Here is a 17560-nt window from a genome sequence, read left to right on the forward strand (position 1 = left end):
TGACGGATTCCTTCCCTGGCTGGCACTGCCCATCGGTTAATTGTTACTATATAACAAAATTGGAGCCCACCGATGAAGAACACCGCCGCCCTGTTCGACGCCTCCGCCGTCGCCCTGTCCACCCTGTGCCTGCTGCACTGCCTGGCGTTGCCGCTGCTGGCCGCGCTGCTGCCGCTGTTCGGCGCCTGGAGCGAGGCCGAATGGGTGCATGGGGTATTCGTGCTGATCGCCGCGCCGCTGTCCGGCTACGCGCTGTGGCGCGCGCATCGCCACCGGCCGCTGCCTGCGGCGTTGTGGCTGCTGGCAGGCGCCGGGCTGGCGCTGCTGCTGGCCGGTGCGTCCGGCGTGCCCGGCGAACATGCCGAAACGCCGCTGACCGTCGCCGGCAGCCTGGCGCTGGCCGGCGCCCACCTGTGGAACGCGGCGCGGCGGCACGCGCACTGACGGCCCGCAGGCGTCAGGGGACGCGGCACGCCCGCGCCCCTTCGCCCCGTATCAGAGATCGAAGCCCAGCAGCAGCGGGTCGTGGTCCGAGCTGCGCCACGGGCCGGGCACGTTGCGTCCCTGGTAGCCTGCTTCGTCGGCCTCGTCGGCATTGATGTGCCATTCGGCCGCGCCCTTCAGGCGCGCCGCCATGCCCGCGTTGAGCAGGGCGTGGTCGAGACGGCCGGTGAGGCCGTTGTAGACGTAGCTGTAAGGCTGCTGCACGCCGGCCACCTTGAACGCATCCTGCCAGCCGTCGGCATGCAGCTGGCGGATCGGGTCTTCCATCGCATAGGCATTGAAGTCGCCCAGCAGCACCGCATCGCGGCTGCCGCTGCCGGTCGGGTCGCGCTGCAGCCACTGGTCCAACAGCCGCGCCGACGCCACGCGGGTCGCCGTCCAGCAGCCCTGGCCGTCGTTCTGGTCGGCGTCGGCGCCGGTCGCGTCGGTGCAGCCCTTGGACTTGAAGTGGTTGGCCACCACTACGAACGGCCGGCCCTTGCGGCCCATGCGGAAGGCCTGCGCCAGCGGTACGCGGCTGCGCTCTCCGAACGGCTCCTGCTCCAGCACCGCGGGCCGGCCCACCGGCGCCACGCGCGAGACGCGGTAGATGATGCCGACGCGGATGGGGTTGTCGCCCGGGCCCTTGCCGGCATCGACGAACGCCCAGGCGCCGTCCTTGCCCTGCCCCTCGTTGAGCGCGCGCACCAGCGTGGCGATCGCCGAATCCGGGCCGTAGCCGTCGTTCTCCAGCTCCATCAGCGCCGCCACGTCCGCGTCGAGCCCGCGGATGGTGGCCACCAGCTTGCCCTGCTGCGCCTGGAACTGCGCGAAGGCCTTTGCGCCGCGCAGGGTCGGAAAGCCGCCGCCACGGCCATCGCCGTTGAAATAGTTCTCCAGGTTGAACGCGGCCACACGCAGCGCGCCCGCCACCACCGGCGGCTGCGGGCGCTCGACGGCAGGCACCTGCAACGGCAGGGTCAGCTGTAGCCGGTAACCGCCGTCGTAGCGCTGGTCCACCACGCCTTCGACGTCCTTGAACACCATGCCGGTACGCAGCACCGCATCGCCGGACAGGTAGGACACGCCCTCCGGATCGCGCTTGCCGCTGCCATCGTCCAGGCGCAGGCGGCGGCGTGCGTTGTCGGCCACCAGCGTCGCGTTCTCCGCGCTGCCGGCGGCGGCCAGTTCGCTCGGCTGCCACAGGCGGCCATCGAAGGCGACGCTGAGTTCACCGTGGCGCGCGAGCTGATCCTGCCCGGCCAGGGTCAACGGCGCGGCAACACGCACACGCATGCCCTCCAGCGCTTCCCAGCTGGCAGGCACGCCATCGAGCACGGCGACCGGCGGCGCCGGACGTGCGCGGGCCGTGACGACCGTCTCCGCCTTCAGCGCGGTCAATGTCTGCCCGCCCCTGCCGGCCGCCAGTTCCTGCACGGTGCCGGTGATGCGCAGCCATTGCCCTTCCTGTACGGCCTGCTCCGCCGCAAGCTGCACGAACACCCCATCGGACGTGGCCGCATCGCCATCGCCCGCGTCCTGCACGAACACGCCGCCCAGCCCGGCACGCAGGTCGGCGGTGACGGCGCCTTCGATGGTGACCGGCTTTCCTTCCAGCGGGCTGCGCTCGCCACTGCCCTGCACCTGGCCGATGGCGATGACGGCAGGTCCCTTGGCGATGGCCGGCGGAACGAGGGCGAACGACAGCGACAAGGCGAGCAGCGAAGGAAGGTGACGCATGGGCGGACTCCGTAACGGCAGAAAGCAAAGCGCCGCCCGGGAGGGCGGCGCCGTGTGTCCATGATGGGGACGTTTTATTTCAGATTGGCCAGCATCCAGTCCACGGTGGCGTGGATCTGCTCGTCGCTCAGGCCGGCGTTGCCGCCCTTCGGCGGCATCACGCCGCCGTCCGGGCCGGTGTAGCCCTCGATGGCGTGCTTGTAGAGCGTCTCGGTGCCCTGGGCGATGCGCTTGTCCCAGTGCGCGTGGTCCAGCGTCGGCGCGTTGCCCACGCCGGTCAGGTGGCACGCGGTGCACAGCTTGTCGAAGATCACCTTGCCGTCGAGCGTGCCGCCGTAGGCGCCGCCCGCCGCCGCGGCCTTGGCGGCCGCCGCTTCCGCCGCCGCGGCCTGCGCCGCCGCGCCGGTGCTGCCGGCGTAGACCGCCCCGGCAGGCGCGATGCGCTGCTCAAGGCGCTGCGTGGCCGTGGCCGACGCTTCGCGGGGAATCGCGCGCTGCAGGAACGACGCAAGGATGATCAGGCCGATCGTGATGACGGCCAAGATGGCGATCACGATGGAGAAGCGTTTCAGGAACTGAAGGTCGTAATTCCGCACGTATCAACACCCCTGGCAAGTAGTCGGAGGACCACAGCTACCGGCGGAGTATAGACCAGCGCCCCCACCCACCGGCAACGGCCCGACGGGCGGAAGCGCGACGGCCCGGGCTCAGCCCGTTGCCGCCGGCGTGCGCATGCCTGCGGCCCGCAGGCACAGCGCGCAGATCGCCTCGACCAGCGGCTCGCCGTCGCGCAGGCCGTCGCGGCTGGGCGCGGTCGGGCCGACCAGCGCCTCGGTGAAGGCGCCGACGATGCAGGCCGCGCCCACGTCCAGGTCCTGCGGCGCGAACTCGCCGCCGCGCACGCCGTCGTCGAGGATGCGCTTGAACACGTCGCCGAACAGGCGCCGGCAGCGGATGCGCTCGGCCTCCACCTCCGGGTCCACCGGCTCGGCGATGAAGGCATAGGCCAGCGCCGGCCCGGCCAGCGCGCGGCGCACGAAGGAAGCCACCGCGCGCTGCAGGCGCTGCGACGCCGGCGCGGCTTCGTCGGCGATGGCCGACAGGATGTCCAGTTCGTGCTCGACCGCGGCGGTCAGCACTTCCACGAACAGGTCGGCCTTGGACGGGAAATGTCGGTAGATCAGCCCGGTGGACACGCCCGCCTCAGCCGCCACGGCGGTGATGGGCGCATTGCGGTACCCCCCGGCGGCGACCAGCCGGCGGGCCGCGGCCAGGATCGCCTCGCGGTTGCCGGCGAGGCGTTTTTCCATCAGTTCCGAGCGTTTGTAGGCCATGGAGTGATCCTAGGTTCAATTTTTGAATTAGTATTCACTTTTTCATGGAGACCCGCTAGGCTGCGCGCGAACGCCCGTGCTGACGGCCCGTCCGTCACCTCCTCCCGGAGCGCCCCCTCGTCCTGCCGTACCGGAGCCGCCCCCATGCACGTCCCCACCCTTTCCTTCGATCTCGGCGAAGAGATCGACATGCTGCGCGAAAGCGTGGCCCAGTTCGCCGCTGCGCATATCGCGCCGCTGGCGGCGGAAGCCGACGCGACCAACCACTTCCCCAACCAGCTCTGGCGCCAGCTCGGCGAACAGGGCCTGCTGGGCATGACCGTGGAGGAAGAATACGGCGGCAGCGGCATGGGCTACCTCGCCCACGTGGTGGCGATGGAAGAGATCTCGCGCGCGTCCGGCGGCATCGGCCTGTCCTACGGCGCGCATTCCAACCTGTGCCTCAACCAGCTGCGCAAGAACGGCAGCCAGGCGCAGAAGCAGCACTACCTGCCGAAGCTGTGCAGCGGCGAACAGGTCGGCGCGCTGGCGATGAGCGAACCGGGCGCCGGTTCGGACGTGGTGTCGATGAAGCTGCGCGCCGACAAGCGCGGCGACCATTACGTGCTCAACGGCAACAAGATGTGGATCACCAACGGTCCCGATGCCGACGTGCTGGTGGTCTACGCCAAGACCGACCCGGACGCCGGTCCGCGCGGCATCACCGCCTTCATCGTCGAGAAGGGCATGAAGGGGTTTTCCACCGCGCAGAAGCTGGACAAGCTGGGCATGCGCGCGTCCAACACCTGCGAGCTGGTGTTCCAGGACTGCGAGGTGCCGGCCGGGAACGTGCTGGGCGAGGTCGGCGGCGGCGTGAAGGTGCTGATGTCCGGCCTGGACTACGAGCGCGTGGTGCTGTCCGGCGGCCCGCTGGGCCTGATGGCCGCGGCGCTGGACGTGGTGCTGCCCTACGTGCACGAACGCAAGCAGTTCGGCGAGGCGATCGGCACCTTCCAGCTGATCCAGGCCAAGCTGGCCGACATGTACGTCGGCCTCAACGCCAGCCGTGCCTATGTATACGCGGTGGCCAAGGCCTGCGACCAGGGCCGCACCACCCGCCAGGACGCGGCCGGCGCGATCCTGTATTCGGCGGAGAAGGCCACCTGGGCCGCCGGCGAGGCGATCCAGATCCTCGGCGGCAACGGCTACATCAACGAGTACCCGGCCGGGCGCCTGTGGCGCGACGCCAAGCTGTACGAGATCGGCGCCGGCACGTCGGAAATCCGGCGCATGCTGATCGGGCGCGAGCTGTTCCAGCGCACCGCGTGATGGATTGAAGCCCCTCTCCCCCCTGGGGTGAGAGGGGCAGCTTGCGAACCACCGGTTCGCTGCCCCTCGAACGCCCTTGCGCTGCGCAAGGGCCGGGGCGCGAAGCGGGGGGCGGGGCGAAGGTCGGAGCGAAGCCTCCTTATCCTTTTCCCCTAGGCTTCGCCCGGACCCTCATCCGCTCCTCCGGGGCACCTTCTCCCAGCAAGAGAAGGAAGAGCACAAGGCCACCGCCATGACCGTACTGAAAACCCAGTTGCAACCCGGCAGCGAGACGTTCGAAGCCAACCGCGCGGCGATGCAGGCGCTGGTCGACGATCTGCGCGCGACGCTGGAGCGCACCGCGCGCGGCGGCAGCGAGGCGGCACGGGCCAAGCACACCGCGCGCGGCAAGCTGCTGGTGCGCGAGCGCATCGACGCCCTGCTCGATCCCGGCAGTCCGTTCCTCGAAATCGCGCCGCTGGCCGCGCACGGCATGTACGACGATCCGGTACCCGGCGCCGGCATGGTCGCCGGCATCGGCCGCATCGAAGGGGTGGAATGCCTGGTCGTCGCCAACGACGCCACGGTCAAGGGCGGCACCTATTACCCGGTCACGGTGAAGAAGCACCTGCGCGCGCAGGAGATCGCGCAGCAGAACCGCCTGCCCTGCATCTACCTGGTGGACTCCGGCGGCGCCTTCCTGCCGCTGCAGGACGAGGTGTTCCCGGACCGCGACCATTTCGGCCGCATCTTCTACAACCAGGCCAACCTGTCGGCGCAGGGCATCCCGCAGATCGCCTGCGTGATGGGCTCGTGCACCGCCGGCGGCGCCTACGTGCCGGCGATGAGCGACGAGACGGTCATCGTCAAGGAACAAGGCACCATCTTCCTCGGCGGCCCGCCGCTGGTGAAGGCCGCGACCGGCGAGGTGGTCAGCGCCGAGGAACTGGGCGGCGCCGACGTGCACACGCGCATCTCCGGCGTTGCCGACCACATGGCCGACAACGACCTGCAGGCGCTGGCGCGGGTGCGCGCCATCGTCGCCAACCTCAACTGGCGCAGGCCGGAGCCGGGCGTGGCGCTGCAGGCCGGCGAGGAACCGCTGTTCGATGCGCGCGAACTGTACGGCGTTATCCCCACCGACACGCGCAAGCCGTACGACGTACGCGAAGTCATCATGCGTATCACCGATGGCTCGCGCTTCGACGAGTTCAAGCCGCGCTACGGCAACACCCTGGTGACCGGCTTCGCGCACGTGCATGGCCACCCGGTCGGCATCGTCGCCAACAACGGCATCCTGTTCTCCGAGTCCGCGCTCAAGGGCGCGCACTTCATCGAGCTGTGCTGCCAGCGCGGCATCCCGCTGCTGTTCCTGCAGAACATCACCGGCTTCATGGTCGGCCGCAAGTACGAGCACGGCGGCATCGCCAAGGACGGCGCCAAGCTGGTGATGGCGGTGGCCAACGCGCGCGTGCCTAAGTACACGGTGGTGATCGGCGGCTCGTTCGGCGCCGGCAACTACGGCATGTGCGGCCGCGCCTACTCACCCAACTTCCTGTGGATGTGGCCGAACGCGCGCATCGGCGTGATGGGCGGCGAGCAGGCGGCCAGCGTGCTGGCCACGGTCAAGCGCGACGGCATCGAAGGCAAGGGCGGGCAGTGGCCGGCCGACGAGGAAGAGGCGTTCAAGGCGCCGATCCGCGAGCAGTTCGAACGGCAGGGCCACCCCTACTACGCCAGCGCGCGGCTGTGGGACGACGGGGTGATCGACCCGGCCGATACCCGCCGCATCCTCGGCCTGGCGCTGGCCGCCAGCCTCAATGCGCCGGCGCAGGACACGCGGTTTGGCGTGTTCCGGATGTGATGGTCGTCCTGGACCTGAACAGCCTAAGCAAAGGCTTTCGCTCCCCTGTCGGGGAGCGAGCTACTTTGACCAGCCATTCGGCTGTTGAAAAATCTCTTCTTTGCGCGTGCAAAGAAAAGCCAGCCAAAAGAAACGCTTGTTCAACAGCCGAATGGCTGGTCAAGCACCCCCTGCCTCCGCGCCCGACGCGCTGCGCGCGCCGGGTCCACTTCGCCGCCGGGATTTTTCGACGAGACATCCCTGTCTCGTCGAAAAACGGCGTGCTCGCCCGCTTCGCGGCCGAGTCCGGGGCAGTCGCCGCACGGCGTCTGCCCGTCCGGCGGGGCGAAGCAGTGCTTCGCTTTTTCCCGCCGAACCCCTGCACGCCGCCCTTCGGGTTTTTCCAGTCGGCTCCGTCGCTGCGGAAGGGAACCCTGAGAAGCAACAGCACACACAACTGCGAAAGCCGGGGCATCGGCCTTTCGCTCTTTCCGCTGCGCATGCACAGCACGTCATGGAAATCGCCATGTTCGACAAGATCCTGATCGCCAACCGCGGCGAAATCGCCTGCCGCGTCATCGCCACCTGCCGCCGCCTGGGCATCGCCACGGTGGCGGTGTACTCGGACGCGGACCGCGGCGCGCGGCACGTGCGCCTGGCCGACGAGGCGATCCACATCGGCCCCGCACCGGCGGCGGAAAGCTACCTGCGCGGTGAGGCCATCCTCGAGGCCGCGCGCCGCACCGGCGCGCAGGCAATCCACCCCGGCTACGGCTTCCTGTCCGAGAACGCCGGATTCGCCCGCGCCTGCATGGATGCCGGCATCGTCTTCATCGGCCCGCCGGCCAGCGCGATCGAGGCGATGGGCGACAAGAGCGCGGCCAAGGCGCTGATGCAGCAGGCCGGCGTGCCGCTGACGCCGGGCTACCACGGGCAGCGCCAGGAGCCGGCGTTCCTGCGCGCGCAGGCCGACGCCATCGGCTACCCGGTGCTGATCAAGGCCAGCGCCGGCGGCGGCGGCAAGGGCATGCGCAGGGTCGAGGCCGGCGCGGATTTCGAGGCGGCGCTGGCCAGCTGCCAGCGCGAGGCGCAGTCGGCGTTCGGCAACGCGCATGTGCTGGTGGAGAAGTACATCGAACGGCCGCGCCATATCGAGATCCAGGTGTTCGGCGACAGCCATGGCGAGGTGGTCCACCTGTTCGAGCGCGACTGTTCGGTGCAGCGCCGCCACCAGAAGGTGCTGGAAGAAGCGCCCGCGCCGGGCATGACGCCCGAACGCCGCGCGGCGATGGGCAAGGCGGCGACCGACGCCGCGCGTGCGGTCGGCTACGTCGGCGCCGGCACGGTGGAGTTCATCGCCGCACCCAGCGGCGAATTCTGGTTCATGGAAATGAACACCCGCCTGCAGGTCGAGCACCCGGTCACCGAGCTGATCACCGGCACCGACCTGGTGGAGTGGCAGCTGCGCGTGGCCGCCGGCCAGCGCCTGCCCAGGACGCAAGCGCAGCTCGCCATCCACGGCCATGCCATCGAGGCGCGGCTGTACGCCGAGGACGCCGATCGCGGTTTCCTGCCCTCGACGGGCGTATTGCGCCACCTGCGGCTGCCGCAGGCCGGCACCCATGTGCGCGTGGATGCCGGCGTCGAGCAGGGCGATGCGATCAGTCCGTGGTACGACCCGATGATCGCCAAGCTCGTCGTCTGGGACGCGGACCGCGACGGCGCGCTGCGGCGCATGCGGCAGGCGCTGGCGCAATGCGAGGTGGTGGGCGTGGTCACCAACGCCGGCTTCCTGCATCGGCTGGTGGCGACCACCGCCTTCCGCCAGGCCGATCTCGACACCGCGCTGATCGAACGCGAACGCGACGCGCTGGACATCCGGCACCACGCCGCGACCGAAGCCGACTGGGCGCTGGCGGCGGTACTCGCCGTCGAGGAAAGCTCACCCGCGCAGGCCGACGCGTCGCCATGGGCCATCGCCGACGGCTGGCGCCTGGCCGGTCCGGCGGCGCGGCCAGTCACGCTGGAACACCTGCAGCAGCAGCGGACGCTGCAGGTGCAGCGCCAGGCGGACGGCTGGCAGGTGCGCATCGGCGACGAACGCATGCCGGTCACCGGCAGCGCGGGCGGTGGCGGCTACGCGCTGCAGATCGCAGACGCATTGTTCCGCGGCAGCGTCGTGCGCGACGGCGACACCCTGCACGTCTTCGGCGACACGGGGCAACGCCGCTTCACCCTGCACGACCCGGTTGCCGATGCCGACGGCAGTGGCGACCATGGCGGCAGCCTGCTCGCGCCGATGCCCGGCCGGGTCATCGCCCTGCTGGCCGAACCCGGCAGCAAGGTCGCACGCGGCACGCCGCTGCTGGTGATGGAGGCGATGAAGATGGAACACACCCTGCAGGCGCCGGCCGACGGCGTGGTCACCGGCTACCGCGTGCGCGGCGGCGACCAGGTCGGCGATGGCGCGGTGCTGGTGGATTTCGAGGCGGACTGACAATCCTGCCCCGCCCGCGGACGGATCTCAGGTGCCGGCCGGCGCGCGCCAGACGCTTTCCAGCGGGTCCAGTTCGGCCGTCGTTCTTTCCTGCGCGCGCCAGCCCATGCCGCAGATGGCCAGCGGGCCTTCCTTCAGGGGATCGAGCGCAAGCACCTTCTCGATGTCGATCTCGTTGATCGCCGAGGTCACGAAGGCGCCCAGCCCGCATTCGGTCGCGGCCATGTACAGCGCCTGCGACATGTGGCCGGCATCGAGCATCATCGCGCGATAGACCTTGCGGTGGTTGCGGTACTTCCAGAGGCTGCGCTCGAAGCGGCAGACCAGGATCGCCAGCACCGCCGCGTCCGCGAACCAGTGCTGGCCCGCCAGGAAGCGCCCCGCCATTTCCGCGTCGAACTCCTGCTCCGGGACCACCGGCGTCAGCGCATGCCGGAGCGGGTGATAGCGATAGAGGCCCGGGGCCACGCCTTCCACGCGCTGTACCAGCAGGCACGCTTCCAATGGATGCAGGCCGCCGGCGGAGGGCACGTTCTTCTTCAGGAACACCAGGCCGGGCGCGGGTTCGAGCTGCGCATGCGCGCGGAACGTCTGTTGCAGGACGGCCGAAAGCTGCCCGAGGGACAGGGCGCGACCGGAATCGAAGTTGCGGCAGGTCACACGCATCCGCCCCAGCGATTCCAGCGCACTGGCGGGAACGTCCGGAAGGTCGACCTGCCCTGCCGCCGGCGGATGATCCACTACCGCTGGCGGCGGCGACCCGAGCTGCCGGCGGAGGTCTTGCGCCGTGACAAGTTGGTTCCTCTCCATGTCCGTCACGCTGTCCACGCCCTGCCAGCGCGAATGACGGTGATGGATCGCCGCCAGCGGCCACCAGTGGCCATCGGACGGGCCGGCCTGGTGGGCAGGCCCGTTCTCCGGCGTGATGGGCGACGTCTCTTCGGCCACCAGCAATTCCAGTTCGAGCAACGAGAGCACCAACGCCTGCGAATCGGGGTCCTCGGGCAACGTCTGCCAGCGTTGGGCGCTGCATTGGAGCAGCCACCGTGCCTGCTCGGGGCTTACAAGCCTGTGCTCATCCAGGTGGGCGGCCCATACCCGGATCTCGACGCGGGTGCGCAGCCCGTCGCCTCCTGCCAGCAGATCTCCAACATCCAGAGACGAAACTTCGCTCGGCTCCATGACCATGGCACGGCATCGACGTACTCTCACCTTTTCTCCCCGACCCGCGGCCATCAGCCGACGGGCATTTGATCAAACGGACATGTTTCGACTGTATGCTCAGCAACGACCCCGGGATCAAACGGGGGGACAAACACCACAGGGGACCCATGAGCACCAATCACGACGGCAATGCCGCACACCCACCGCTGAGCCAGGAAATGGCCGCGCACCTGCTTGACCTGTTGTCGGAAGACGACGCCTTCCGCGAGTTGTTCGTTCTCGACCCGGAACAGGCCCTGATCCAGGCAGGCCTGTCGCCTTCAGAAGCCGCACAGGCCCTGTGTGGCAACAGCTGCATGCGTGTCAGCACGCTGGCCAGCAAGGAGGCCATCCAGGCCGCACGCGAGCAGCTATTGCAGAGCATGACCTCCGAGGCGGCGCATACCATCGTCTTCTGCCTCAACGACTGAGGCGACACCTGCGATCGCGGCATCCGCCGCGATCGTGTCCGCTACGTTCATCACCACGAACGCCTGCGCACCGAGCGGGTCGCCGTATGCCATGCCCTGATGGCTGGAAAGCCAGCGTTGTTCCTGCCGGCTCCCTTCCCGGTCCCCAGCGGCCAGCAGCGCATCCCGCATCGCCACATGCCACTGGATGAAGCCGCTGCCCTTGCCGGCCGCACGCAGCTGCTCCACCGATCGCCCGGGATCGCCCCGCAACCGCCACTGATCGGCGGCTATGATCGCGAGCAACGCCTCGTTCCGCGGATGGCCTGAACGCTCCACCAACCCCGCCAGACGACGCTCCTCGGCCACGCCCAACGGCGTCCCTTCGAACCGCTGTTTCAGGCGCGCGCCCGCGAGCGCAATGGCAACCAGATCATCCATTTCGCCTGCGCCGGCGACATCGGCCGCCTGGATGACATGGTCGATCAACCCCGCCAGTTCGGACGGGGGAGGTTGCTCGCCGGCCCGATAACGGGCGACCAACGCCCCCAGATGCAGGGGCACGCGCAGGACATCATTGCTGGTGGCCGCCTTGGCGACGCCCTCGTCCGCGACCCGCAATGCTTCCCCGGTCCGTCCGGCAGCAAGCAATGCCGCCGTCCACTCCACATGGACAAGCGCATCGGATGGCTCGCGTTCCGCGCAGGCCTCCAGCATGCGCAAGGCGTCCTGCACGTTGCCAAGGGCGGCCAGGGCCGAAGCATGGCGACGGTTGGGTGGCGCCCCGGAGATCCTTTCGGACTCTACGAAGCTGCGGATCGCAGCGTCGTATTCCCCTTTCACCAGCTGGATGCGGCCGATCAGTTCCCTGGAGACGTATCGCAAGGGTTCCTTCGAAGTCGCGGCGACGCCAGCCGCAGCCTGTGCCTCGTCCAGATTTCCCTTCACGAACTCGGCCCAGGCGTAATTCTGCTGCGCGGCTGCGATGTCCGGATACACCTCGGCCAACAGACGCCATTTCGCCGGGGCGTTCCGCGACGGCTGGGGTTCGAACTCCGCTTCCCAGGCCTCCACGTACAGGCGGTCGCGCACGGACAGGTGGTCGCGCAATGCGGCGGCTTGGCGCAGAGGTGCCCCCGCTTTTTCGGCTTCTCCCTGTGACATGTAGGTACGCATGACGCCGACGAGCGCCAGTGCGAACTCCGGATCGATATCCACCGCCTTCTGGAACAACGCACGCGCATCGTCCATGCGGCGGTCGTTGTAGGTCTTCACGCCCAAGGCGTACATCTTCAACGCATCCAGGCTGCCGGTGGTTACCTCGGGCAGCGGTTGCGACATCTGCTGGATCGCTTCCGACGATTCACCAAGCCGGTCGCGCACAGCCTGGGCGACGCCGTCGATCGTCGCCAACAGCCCGTCGATCTGTCTGACATCCCGGCTCAGCACATAGACGGTGGCCTGGGTCTGCGGATCGATGACCTCCACCGTCACCCGCAACCGCCCGCCGACCTCGGCCAGGGTCGGCAGGACGACGGCGCGGGCGCCGTCGCGGATCGCGATCTCGCTGCCGATGGTCCGGTCTATGCGCGTGCCCCGCTCCTTCCTCATCCGCGCCAGCGTGTCGCTGACGGTCATGTCGCTGAGCACATTGATGTAGCGCGACTGCTCGAGGCTGATGCGGAATGCCTGCGCCATCGAATCGTCCAGCACGGCATTGCCGGTCAGGTTGCGCAGGTCGCCCATCACCACCCAGTCGCGCTCGGCGAAGGCGATGGCCGGTTCCGGGCGCAGGACGATCCAGGTTCCGATACCCAGCGCCACCAGCAGCGCCAATTCCGCCACCAGCGCCACCGGGCGCCGCCACAGTGGCAGGTCGCGCCAGGCCTTGGGCGTGCTGCGCGGCATGCGCAGCGGGGCGAAGCCGGGCTCGCCGACCTCGAAGACCTCCTGCGTGGTCGGCACGCCCTTGAAGTGCCAGCGACCGTGCGACTTCCACAGCAGGTGCTCGCTGCGTCCGCCCAGTTCGCGGGCCGAGCGGCGCGCCAGCGATTCGGCCACGGCCGACAGCAGGATCTGCCCCGGCCGCGCCAGCGCCATCAGCCGCGCGGCCAGCGGCTTGGCCAGGCCCTCGACCTCCAGCGGCTTGGCGCCGGCCTGCACCGCTTCGGCGCTGTTGTGCCAGGTCAGCACCTCGCCGACGTGCATGCCGGTCCGCGCCTGCAGATCGATCCCGCGCGAGCGCCCCAGTTCCTCCAGCCCATGCCTGTAGTCCAGCGCGAACCCGAGCCCGCCGACCGGGCGCTCGAACAGCAGCAGCAGGCCGTCGGAGCGGTCGATCATCCGTCCCTTCCAGTGCTGCTGCAGGCGCAGCACCAGCCGGTCGTGTTCCTGGAACAGTTCCGCGGCCGCAGTGTCGCCCAGCCGTTCCACCAGGGCGACCGAATCGCACAGGTCGGTCAGCAGCAGCGTGTGTACGCGGGGGGCCGGAGCGCCCGCCATCCCATCGCTGTCGTGCGCGGCGGACGCCTGCTGCATGTCAGCCCGCACCCAGCCAGTCCACCGGCCACTGCAGCCGGTTGCCGCCGCGCCGCTTGGCCTCGTACAGGGCGCTGTCGGCGTGGGCGTACCAGTCGTTCCAGTCGCGCGCCGGATCGAGCAGGCAGGCGCCGATGCTCACCGGGCAGACGCGCGGCACCGGCTGCGAGCGCTCCAGCAGGCCCTGCACCGCATGCAGGACGAAGCCGGCCACATGCTCCAGCACTTCGGCATCGGCGTCCTGCACCAGCAGGCAGAACTCGTCGCCGCCCAGGCGGCAGGCGAGCCCGCCGGGCTGCACCACCGAGCGCAGGATGTTGGCCACCGCCTGCAGCACGCGGTCGCCGATCAGGTGGCCATGCTCGTCGTTGATGCTCTTGAAACGGTCGCAGTCGATCAGCAGCAGGCCCTGCGGCGGGTTGCGCGAGGGCTGCCGGCATTCCTGCAGGTAGAGGGTCAGGCCGCGGCGGTTGTGCAGGCCGGTCAGTTCGTCCGTCCGCACCAGCTCCTCGGTATGGCTGAGCTGGTGCGTGGTGGTATAGAGGTTGTCCAGCGCCGCTTCCAGGTCGTGGTTGCGGCGGCGCAGCTGCCGGATCAGCATCTGCTCGTTGGACACCACGCGCATGATCGTGCGGCGCAGGAAGTAGGCGACCCGGCCCGGGTCGTGATCGACGAGCTTCTGGAAATCGGGGTGGGCCAGTTCGAGCAGGGTCAGTTCCGTCGAGGCGCGGGCATCGGCGCCGCGCCGGTGGTCGCCGATCAGCAGGCCCAGTTCGCCGAAGAACTCGCCCGGACCCAGGTACTTGACCACCAGGTCCTCGCCGAAATCGAGATCGACGATGCCGCTGACGATGACGAACATGCCGTCGCCGGAATCGCCGCGGCGGAACAGCATCTCCCCGGCGGCGACCTGGCGCTGCCGCCCGAAGCGCGAGAACAGCGCGAACTCGTCGGGCGACAGGACGGGATGCACGATTTCGGCCATCGCCATGCGGGCGACGCCCAGTTCGCGCTCTTCGGCCATGATTGCAGCACTGTCGCTGGTCATTTCCCTCAGCCCCACCGCCCCGTCGTCCCCTGGGGCCAGCGCGGAAGGATAGCACCGGCGCAAAGCGTGCGGGATGTCGCAATCCGGCATCCGCCCCATTCAGCCGCATCCCGGGAAAGGGCGGCCATCGTGGCCGCCCCCGCACCATACCCGTGCAACGGAAAACGTATCGATATGGCGCCGTCAGGCCGCCCGGCCGGGCTGGAACTGCGCCTCCTCGGTGGAGCCGGTCAGGGCGGTGACGCTGGAGGCGCCGCCCTGGATCACCGTGGTCACGTCGTCGAAGTAGCCGGCGCCCACCTCCTGCTGGTGCGAGACGAAGGTATAGCCCTGCCCGCGCGCGGCGAACTCCGGCTCCTGCACCTGCTCCACGTAGTGGCGCATGCCCTCGCCGCGGGCGTAGTCGCGGGCGAACCTGAAGGTGTTGAACCAGTTGATGTGGATGCCGGCCAGGGTGATGAACTGGTACCTGTAGCCCAGCGCGGCCAGTTCGTCCTGGAAGCGGGCGATGGTCCTGTCGTCCAGGTTCTTCTTCCAGTTGAACGAGGGCGAGCAGTTGTAGGCCAGCAGCTTGCCGGGGCTGGCGGCGTGCACGGCCTGGGCGAACTCGCGGGCGAAGCCCAGGTCCGGGGTACCGGTCTCGCACCACACCAGGTCGGCGTGCGGGGCGTAGGCCACGCCGCGGCTGATCGCCTGCTCCAGGCCGTTCTTCACGCGGTAGAAGCCTTCGGCGGTGCGCTCGCCGGTGACGAACGGCGCGTCGTTCGGGTCGAAGTCGCTGGTCAGCAGGTTGGCCGCCTCGGCGTCGGTGCGGGCCAGGACAATCGTCGGCACGCCCAGCACGTCGGCCGCCAGGCGCGCGGCCGACAGCTTCTGGATCGCCTCCTGGGTCGGCACCAGCACCTTGCCGCCCATGTGGCCGCACTTCTTCACCGCGGCCAGCTGGTCCTCGAAATGCACCGCGGCGGCGCCGGCGACGATCATGTTCTTCATCAGTTCGTAGGCGTTGAGCACGCCGCCGAAGCCGGCCTCGCCGTCGGCCACGATCGGCAGGAAGAAATCGATGGCGTCCTCGGCCTTGAGCTTGCCGTCGATGATGTTCTTCCACTGGATCTCGTCGGCGCGCTGGAAGGTGTTGTTGATGCGGCGGACCATGGTCGGCACCGAGTCGTAGGCGTACAGCGACTGGTCCGGGTACATGGTCTCGGAGGTGTTGCCGTCGGCGGCCACCTGCCAGCCGGACAGGTACACCGCTTCCAGCCCGGCCTTGGCCTGCTGCATCGCCTGGCCGGCGCTGATCGCGCCGAAGGCGTTGACGTAGCCCTTCTTCGCCTCGCCGTTGACCAGCTGCCACAGGCGTTCGGCGCCGCGCCGGGCCAGCGTGTATTCGGGCTGCACGCTGCCGCGCAGGCGCACCACGTCGGCGGCGCTGTAGGGGCGGCTGACGCCGGTCCAGCGCGGATTGCTGTCCCAGTCGTGCTGCAGGGCGTCGATCTGTTGCTGATGGGTGCTCATGGGAACTCCTTGGGGGGGCGCATGACCTGCAGGAGCGACTTCAGTCGCGATCGGGCTTTGCCGGGAAAGCTTCTTCGCGGCTGAAGCCGCTCCTACGAGGGAGGACGGGTACGGGGAAGGACGGGAAAGAAGGAAGCCGTCAGTCGATCTGCCGGTACGCCGGCAGGGTCAGGAACTCGGCCAGTTCGTCGGCGCGGCTGAGTTCGTCGAGCAGGCCGATGGCCTGGGTGATGCGGCCGCCGCCTGGCAGCGCGGCGGTGTCGCCGAGCCGCGCCGGCAGGGCGCGCAGCGTACTTTCCAGCAGTGCGCGGTCGACGGCGGTGCCGTCGTCCAGGTGCTGGTTGCCGGCATGCAGCCACTGCCAGATCTGGCTGCGGCTGATCTCGGCGGTGGCCGCGTCCTCCATCAGGTTGTGGATGGGCACGCAGCCGTTGCCGTCCAGCCACGCGGCCATGTAGCGCACGCACACTTCCACGCTGTTCTCGAAGCCGGCGCGGGTGATGGTGCCGGCGCACGGGGCGACCAGGTCCTCGCGCGTGACCTGCACGTCGCGGCGCAGCACGTGGTGCTGGTTCGGCCCGGGCATGTGCTCGTCGAAGATCGCGCGCGCCACCGGGATCAGCGCCGGGTGCGCCACCCAGGTGCCGTCGTGCCCGGCGCTGACTTCGCGCAGCTTGTCCGCGCGCACCCGCGCCAGCGCCTGCTCGTTGGCGGCCGCGTCGTGGTTGATCGGGATCTGCGCGGCCATGCCGCCCATCGCATGCGCGCCGCGGCGGTGGCAGGTCCGGATCAGCAGTTCCGAATACGCCTTCAGGAACGGCTGGGTCATCGTCACCTGGCCGCGCTCGGGCAGCACCTTGCCGGGGTGGCGGCGGAAGGTCTTCAGGTAGGAAAAGATGTAGTCCCAGCGCCCGCAGTTCAGGCCGACGATGCGGTCCTTCAGCGCGTGCAGGATCTCGTCCATCTCGAACACCGCCGGCAAGGTCTCGATCAGCACCGTGACCTTGATCTGCCCGTGCGGCAGGCCGAGCATGCCTTCGATGTGCGACAGCGCGGTTTCCCACAGCGCCGCCTCCTCCATCGACTGCAGCTTGGGCAGGTAGAAGTACGGGCCGCGATCCCGGCGCATCAGCGCGCGGGCGTTGTGGAAGGCGAACACGGCCGCGTCGAACAGGCCGCCGGCGATCGGCTGGCCGTCGACCAGCACGTGTTTCTCGTCCAGGTGCCAGCCGCGCGGCCGCACGATCAGCACCGCCTGTTCCTCGAACGGGCGCAGCGTGTAGTGCCTGCCGGGCTTGCCGCCCGCCGCCGGCGCCGTGTACTCGAGATCGCCACGCACCGCGCCGGCCAGCGCCTGCTGGCCGGCCAGCAGGTTGCGCCAGGTCGGCGAGGTCGAATCCTCGAAGTCGGCCATGAACACCCGGGCGCCGGAGTTCAGCGCGTTGATGACCATCTTCGCGTCGGTCGGGCCGGTGATCTCGACGCGGCGGTCCTGCAGGGCCGCCGGGGTCGGCGCGACCGTCCATTCGCCTTCACGGATGTGCGCGGTATCGGCGCGGAAGTCCGGCAGGCCGCCCTGGTCGAAGCAGGCCTGGCGCTGGCGGCGCGCCGCCAGCCGCGCCTGCCGCCCGGGCTCCACCGCCCGGTGCAGCGACACCAGCA

13 protein-coding genes are annotated in these 17560 nt (G+C 69.4%); 5 read left to right on the plus strand and 8 right to left on the minus strand.

The genetic code is table 11. The annotated features are described in order from the left end of the window. Positions 1–72: 72 nt before the first annotated feature. Complete coding sequence (locus tag CQ393_RS01310) at positions 73–444, plus strand: MerC family mercury resistance protein (protein ID WP_153189804.1); 372 nt, start codon at positions 73–75, stop codon at positions 442–444. A 51-nt stretch (positions 445–495) separates the two neighbouring features. On the opposite strand, the gene CQ393_RS01315 is transcribed toward CQ393_RS01310, so the two are convergent. The 3 genes from CQ393_RS01315 to CQ393_RS01325 all read right to left on the minus strand — a co-directional run bounded on the left by CQ393_RS01315 (position 496) and on the right by CQ393_RS01325 (position 3557). Beyond that, positions 496–2223, minus strand: a complete 1728-nt coding sequence (locus CQ393_RS01315; RefSeq protein ID WP_153189805.1) for an ExeM/NucH family extracellular endonuclease — start codon at positions 2221–2223, stop codon at positions 496–498. A gap of 74 nt (positions 2224–2297) precedes the next feature. Next, a complete protein-coding gene (locus CQ393_RS01320; RefSeq protein WP_343199443.1) occupies positions 2298–2819 on the minus strand; it encodes a c-type cytochrome in 522 nt (173 codons plus the stop codon). Between the two features lie 111 nt (positions 2820–2930). Beyond that, positions 2931–3557 carry a TetR/AcrR family transcriptional regulator gene (locus CQ393_RS01325; protein WP_153189806.1) on the minus strand — a complete coding sequence of 209 codons (627 nt, stop codon included), beginning with the start codon at positions 3555–3557 and terminating at the stop codon, positions 2931–2933. Between the two features lie 144 nt (positions 3558–3701). Here CQ393_RS01325 and CQ393_RS01330 point away from each other — a divergent pair, with 144 nt between their 5' ends. The 3 genes from CQ393_RS01330 to CQ393_RS01340 all read left to right on the plus strand — a co-directional run bounded on the left by CQ393_RS01330 (position 3702) and on the right by CQ393_RS01340 (position 9184). After that, positions 3702–4865: an isovaleryl-CoA dehydrogenase gene (locus tag CQ393_RS01330; RefSeq protein ID WP_153189807.1), complete on the plus strand. Its 1164-nt coding sequence runs from the start codon at positions 3702–3704 to the stop codon at positions 4863–4865. Positions 4866–5097: 232 nt separating this feature from the next. Then, the gene (locus tag CQ393_RS01335; RefSeq protein WP_153189808.1) at positions 5098–6708 is read left to right on the plus strand and encodes a carboxyl transferase domain-containing protein; all 1611 of its coding nucleotides are present in this window, start codon (positions 5098–5100) and stop codon (positions 6706–6708) included. 505 nt (positions 6709–7213) lie between these two features. Beyond that, positions 7214–9184, plus strand: coding sequence for an acetyl/propionyl/methylcrotonyl-CoA carboxylase subunit alpha (locus tag CQ393_RS01340; RefSeq protein WP_153189809.1), 1971 nt, complete (start codon positions 7214–7216; stop codon positions 9182–9184). A gap of 27 nt (positions 9185–9211) precedes the next feature. On the opposite strand, the gene CQ393_RS01345 is transcribed toward CQ393_RS01340, so the two are convergent. Then, entirely contained in the window at positions 9212–10420 is a 1209-nt protein-coding gene (locus CQ393_RS01345) for a putative peptide maturation dehydrogenase (RefSeq protein WP_153189810.1), read from the minus strand. 95 nt (positions 10421–10515) lie between these two features. Between CQ393_RS01345 and CQ393_RS01350 the strand changes: the two genes are divergently transcribed. Then, positions 10516–10818 (plus strand): NHLP-related RiPP peptide, encoded by a 303-nt coding sequence (locus tag CQ393_RS01350; protein ID WP_228114210.1) that lies wholly within the window; start codon positions 10516–10518, stop codon positions 10816–10818. Here the strand turns inward: CQ393_RS01350 and CQ393_RS01355 are convergent. From CQ393_RS01355 to aceB, 4 genes are all read right to left on the minus strand, one after another. After that, positions 10759–13335 carry a putative peptide modification system cyclase gene (locus tag CQ393_RS01355; protein WP_153189811.1) on the minus strand — a complete coding sequence of 859 codons (2577 nt, stop codon included), beginning with the start codon at positions 13333–13335 and terminating at the stop codon, positions 10759–10761. The two genes, CQ393_RS01350 and CQ393_RS01355, sit on opposite strands and share 60 nt — an antisense overlap. A 1-nt stretch (position 13336) precedes the next feature. Beyond that, positions 13337–14383, minus strand: a complete 1047-nt coding sequence (locus tag CQ393_RS01360; protein WP_153189812.1) for a GGDEF domain-containing protein — start codon at positions 14381–14383, stop codon at positions 13337–13339. A 183-nt stretch (positions 14384–14566) separates the two neighbouring features. Beyond that, a complete protein-coding gene (gene aceA / locus CQ393_RS01365; protein ID WP_153189813.1) occupies positions 14567–15898 on the minus strand; it encodes an isocitrate lyase in 1332 nt (443 codons plus the stop codon). A gap of 139 nt (positions 15899–16037) precedes the next feature. Beyond that, on the minus strand, positions 16038–17560 hold a 1523-nt coding region (gene aceB / locus CQ393_RS01370; RefSeq protein ID WP_153189814.1), incomplete at its 5' end, for a malate synthase A.

This window comes from Stenotrophomonas sp. MYb238, from assembly GCF_009496535.1.
In the GTDB taxonomy this organism is placed as follows: Bacteria; Pseudomonadota; Gammaproteobacteria; order Xanthomonadales; family Xanthomonadaceae; genus Stenotrophomonas.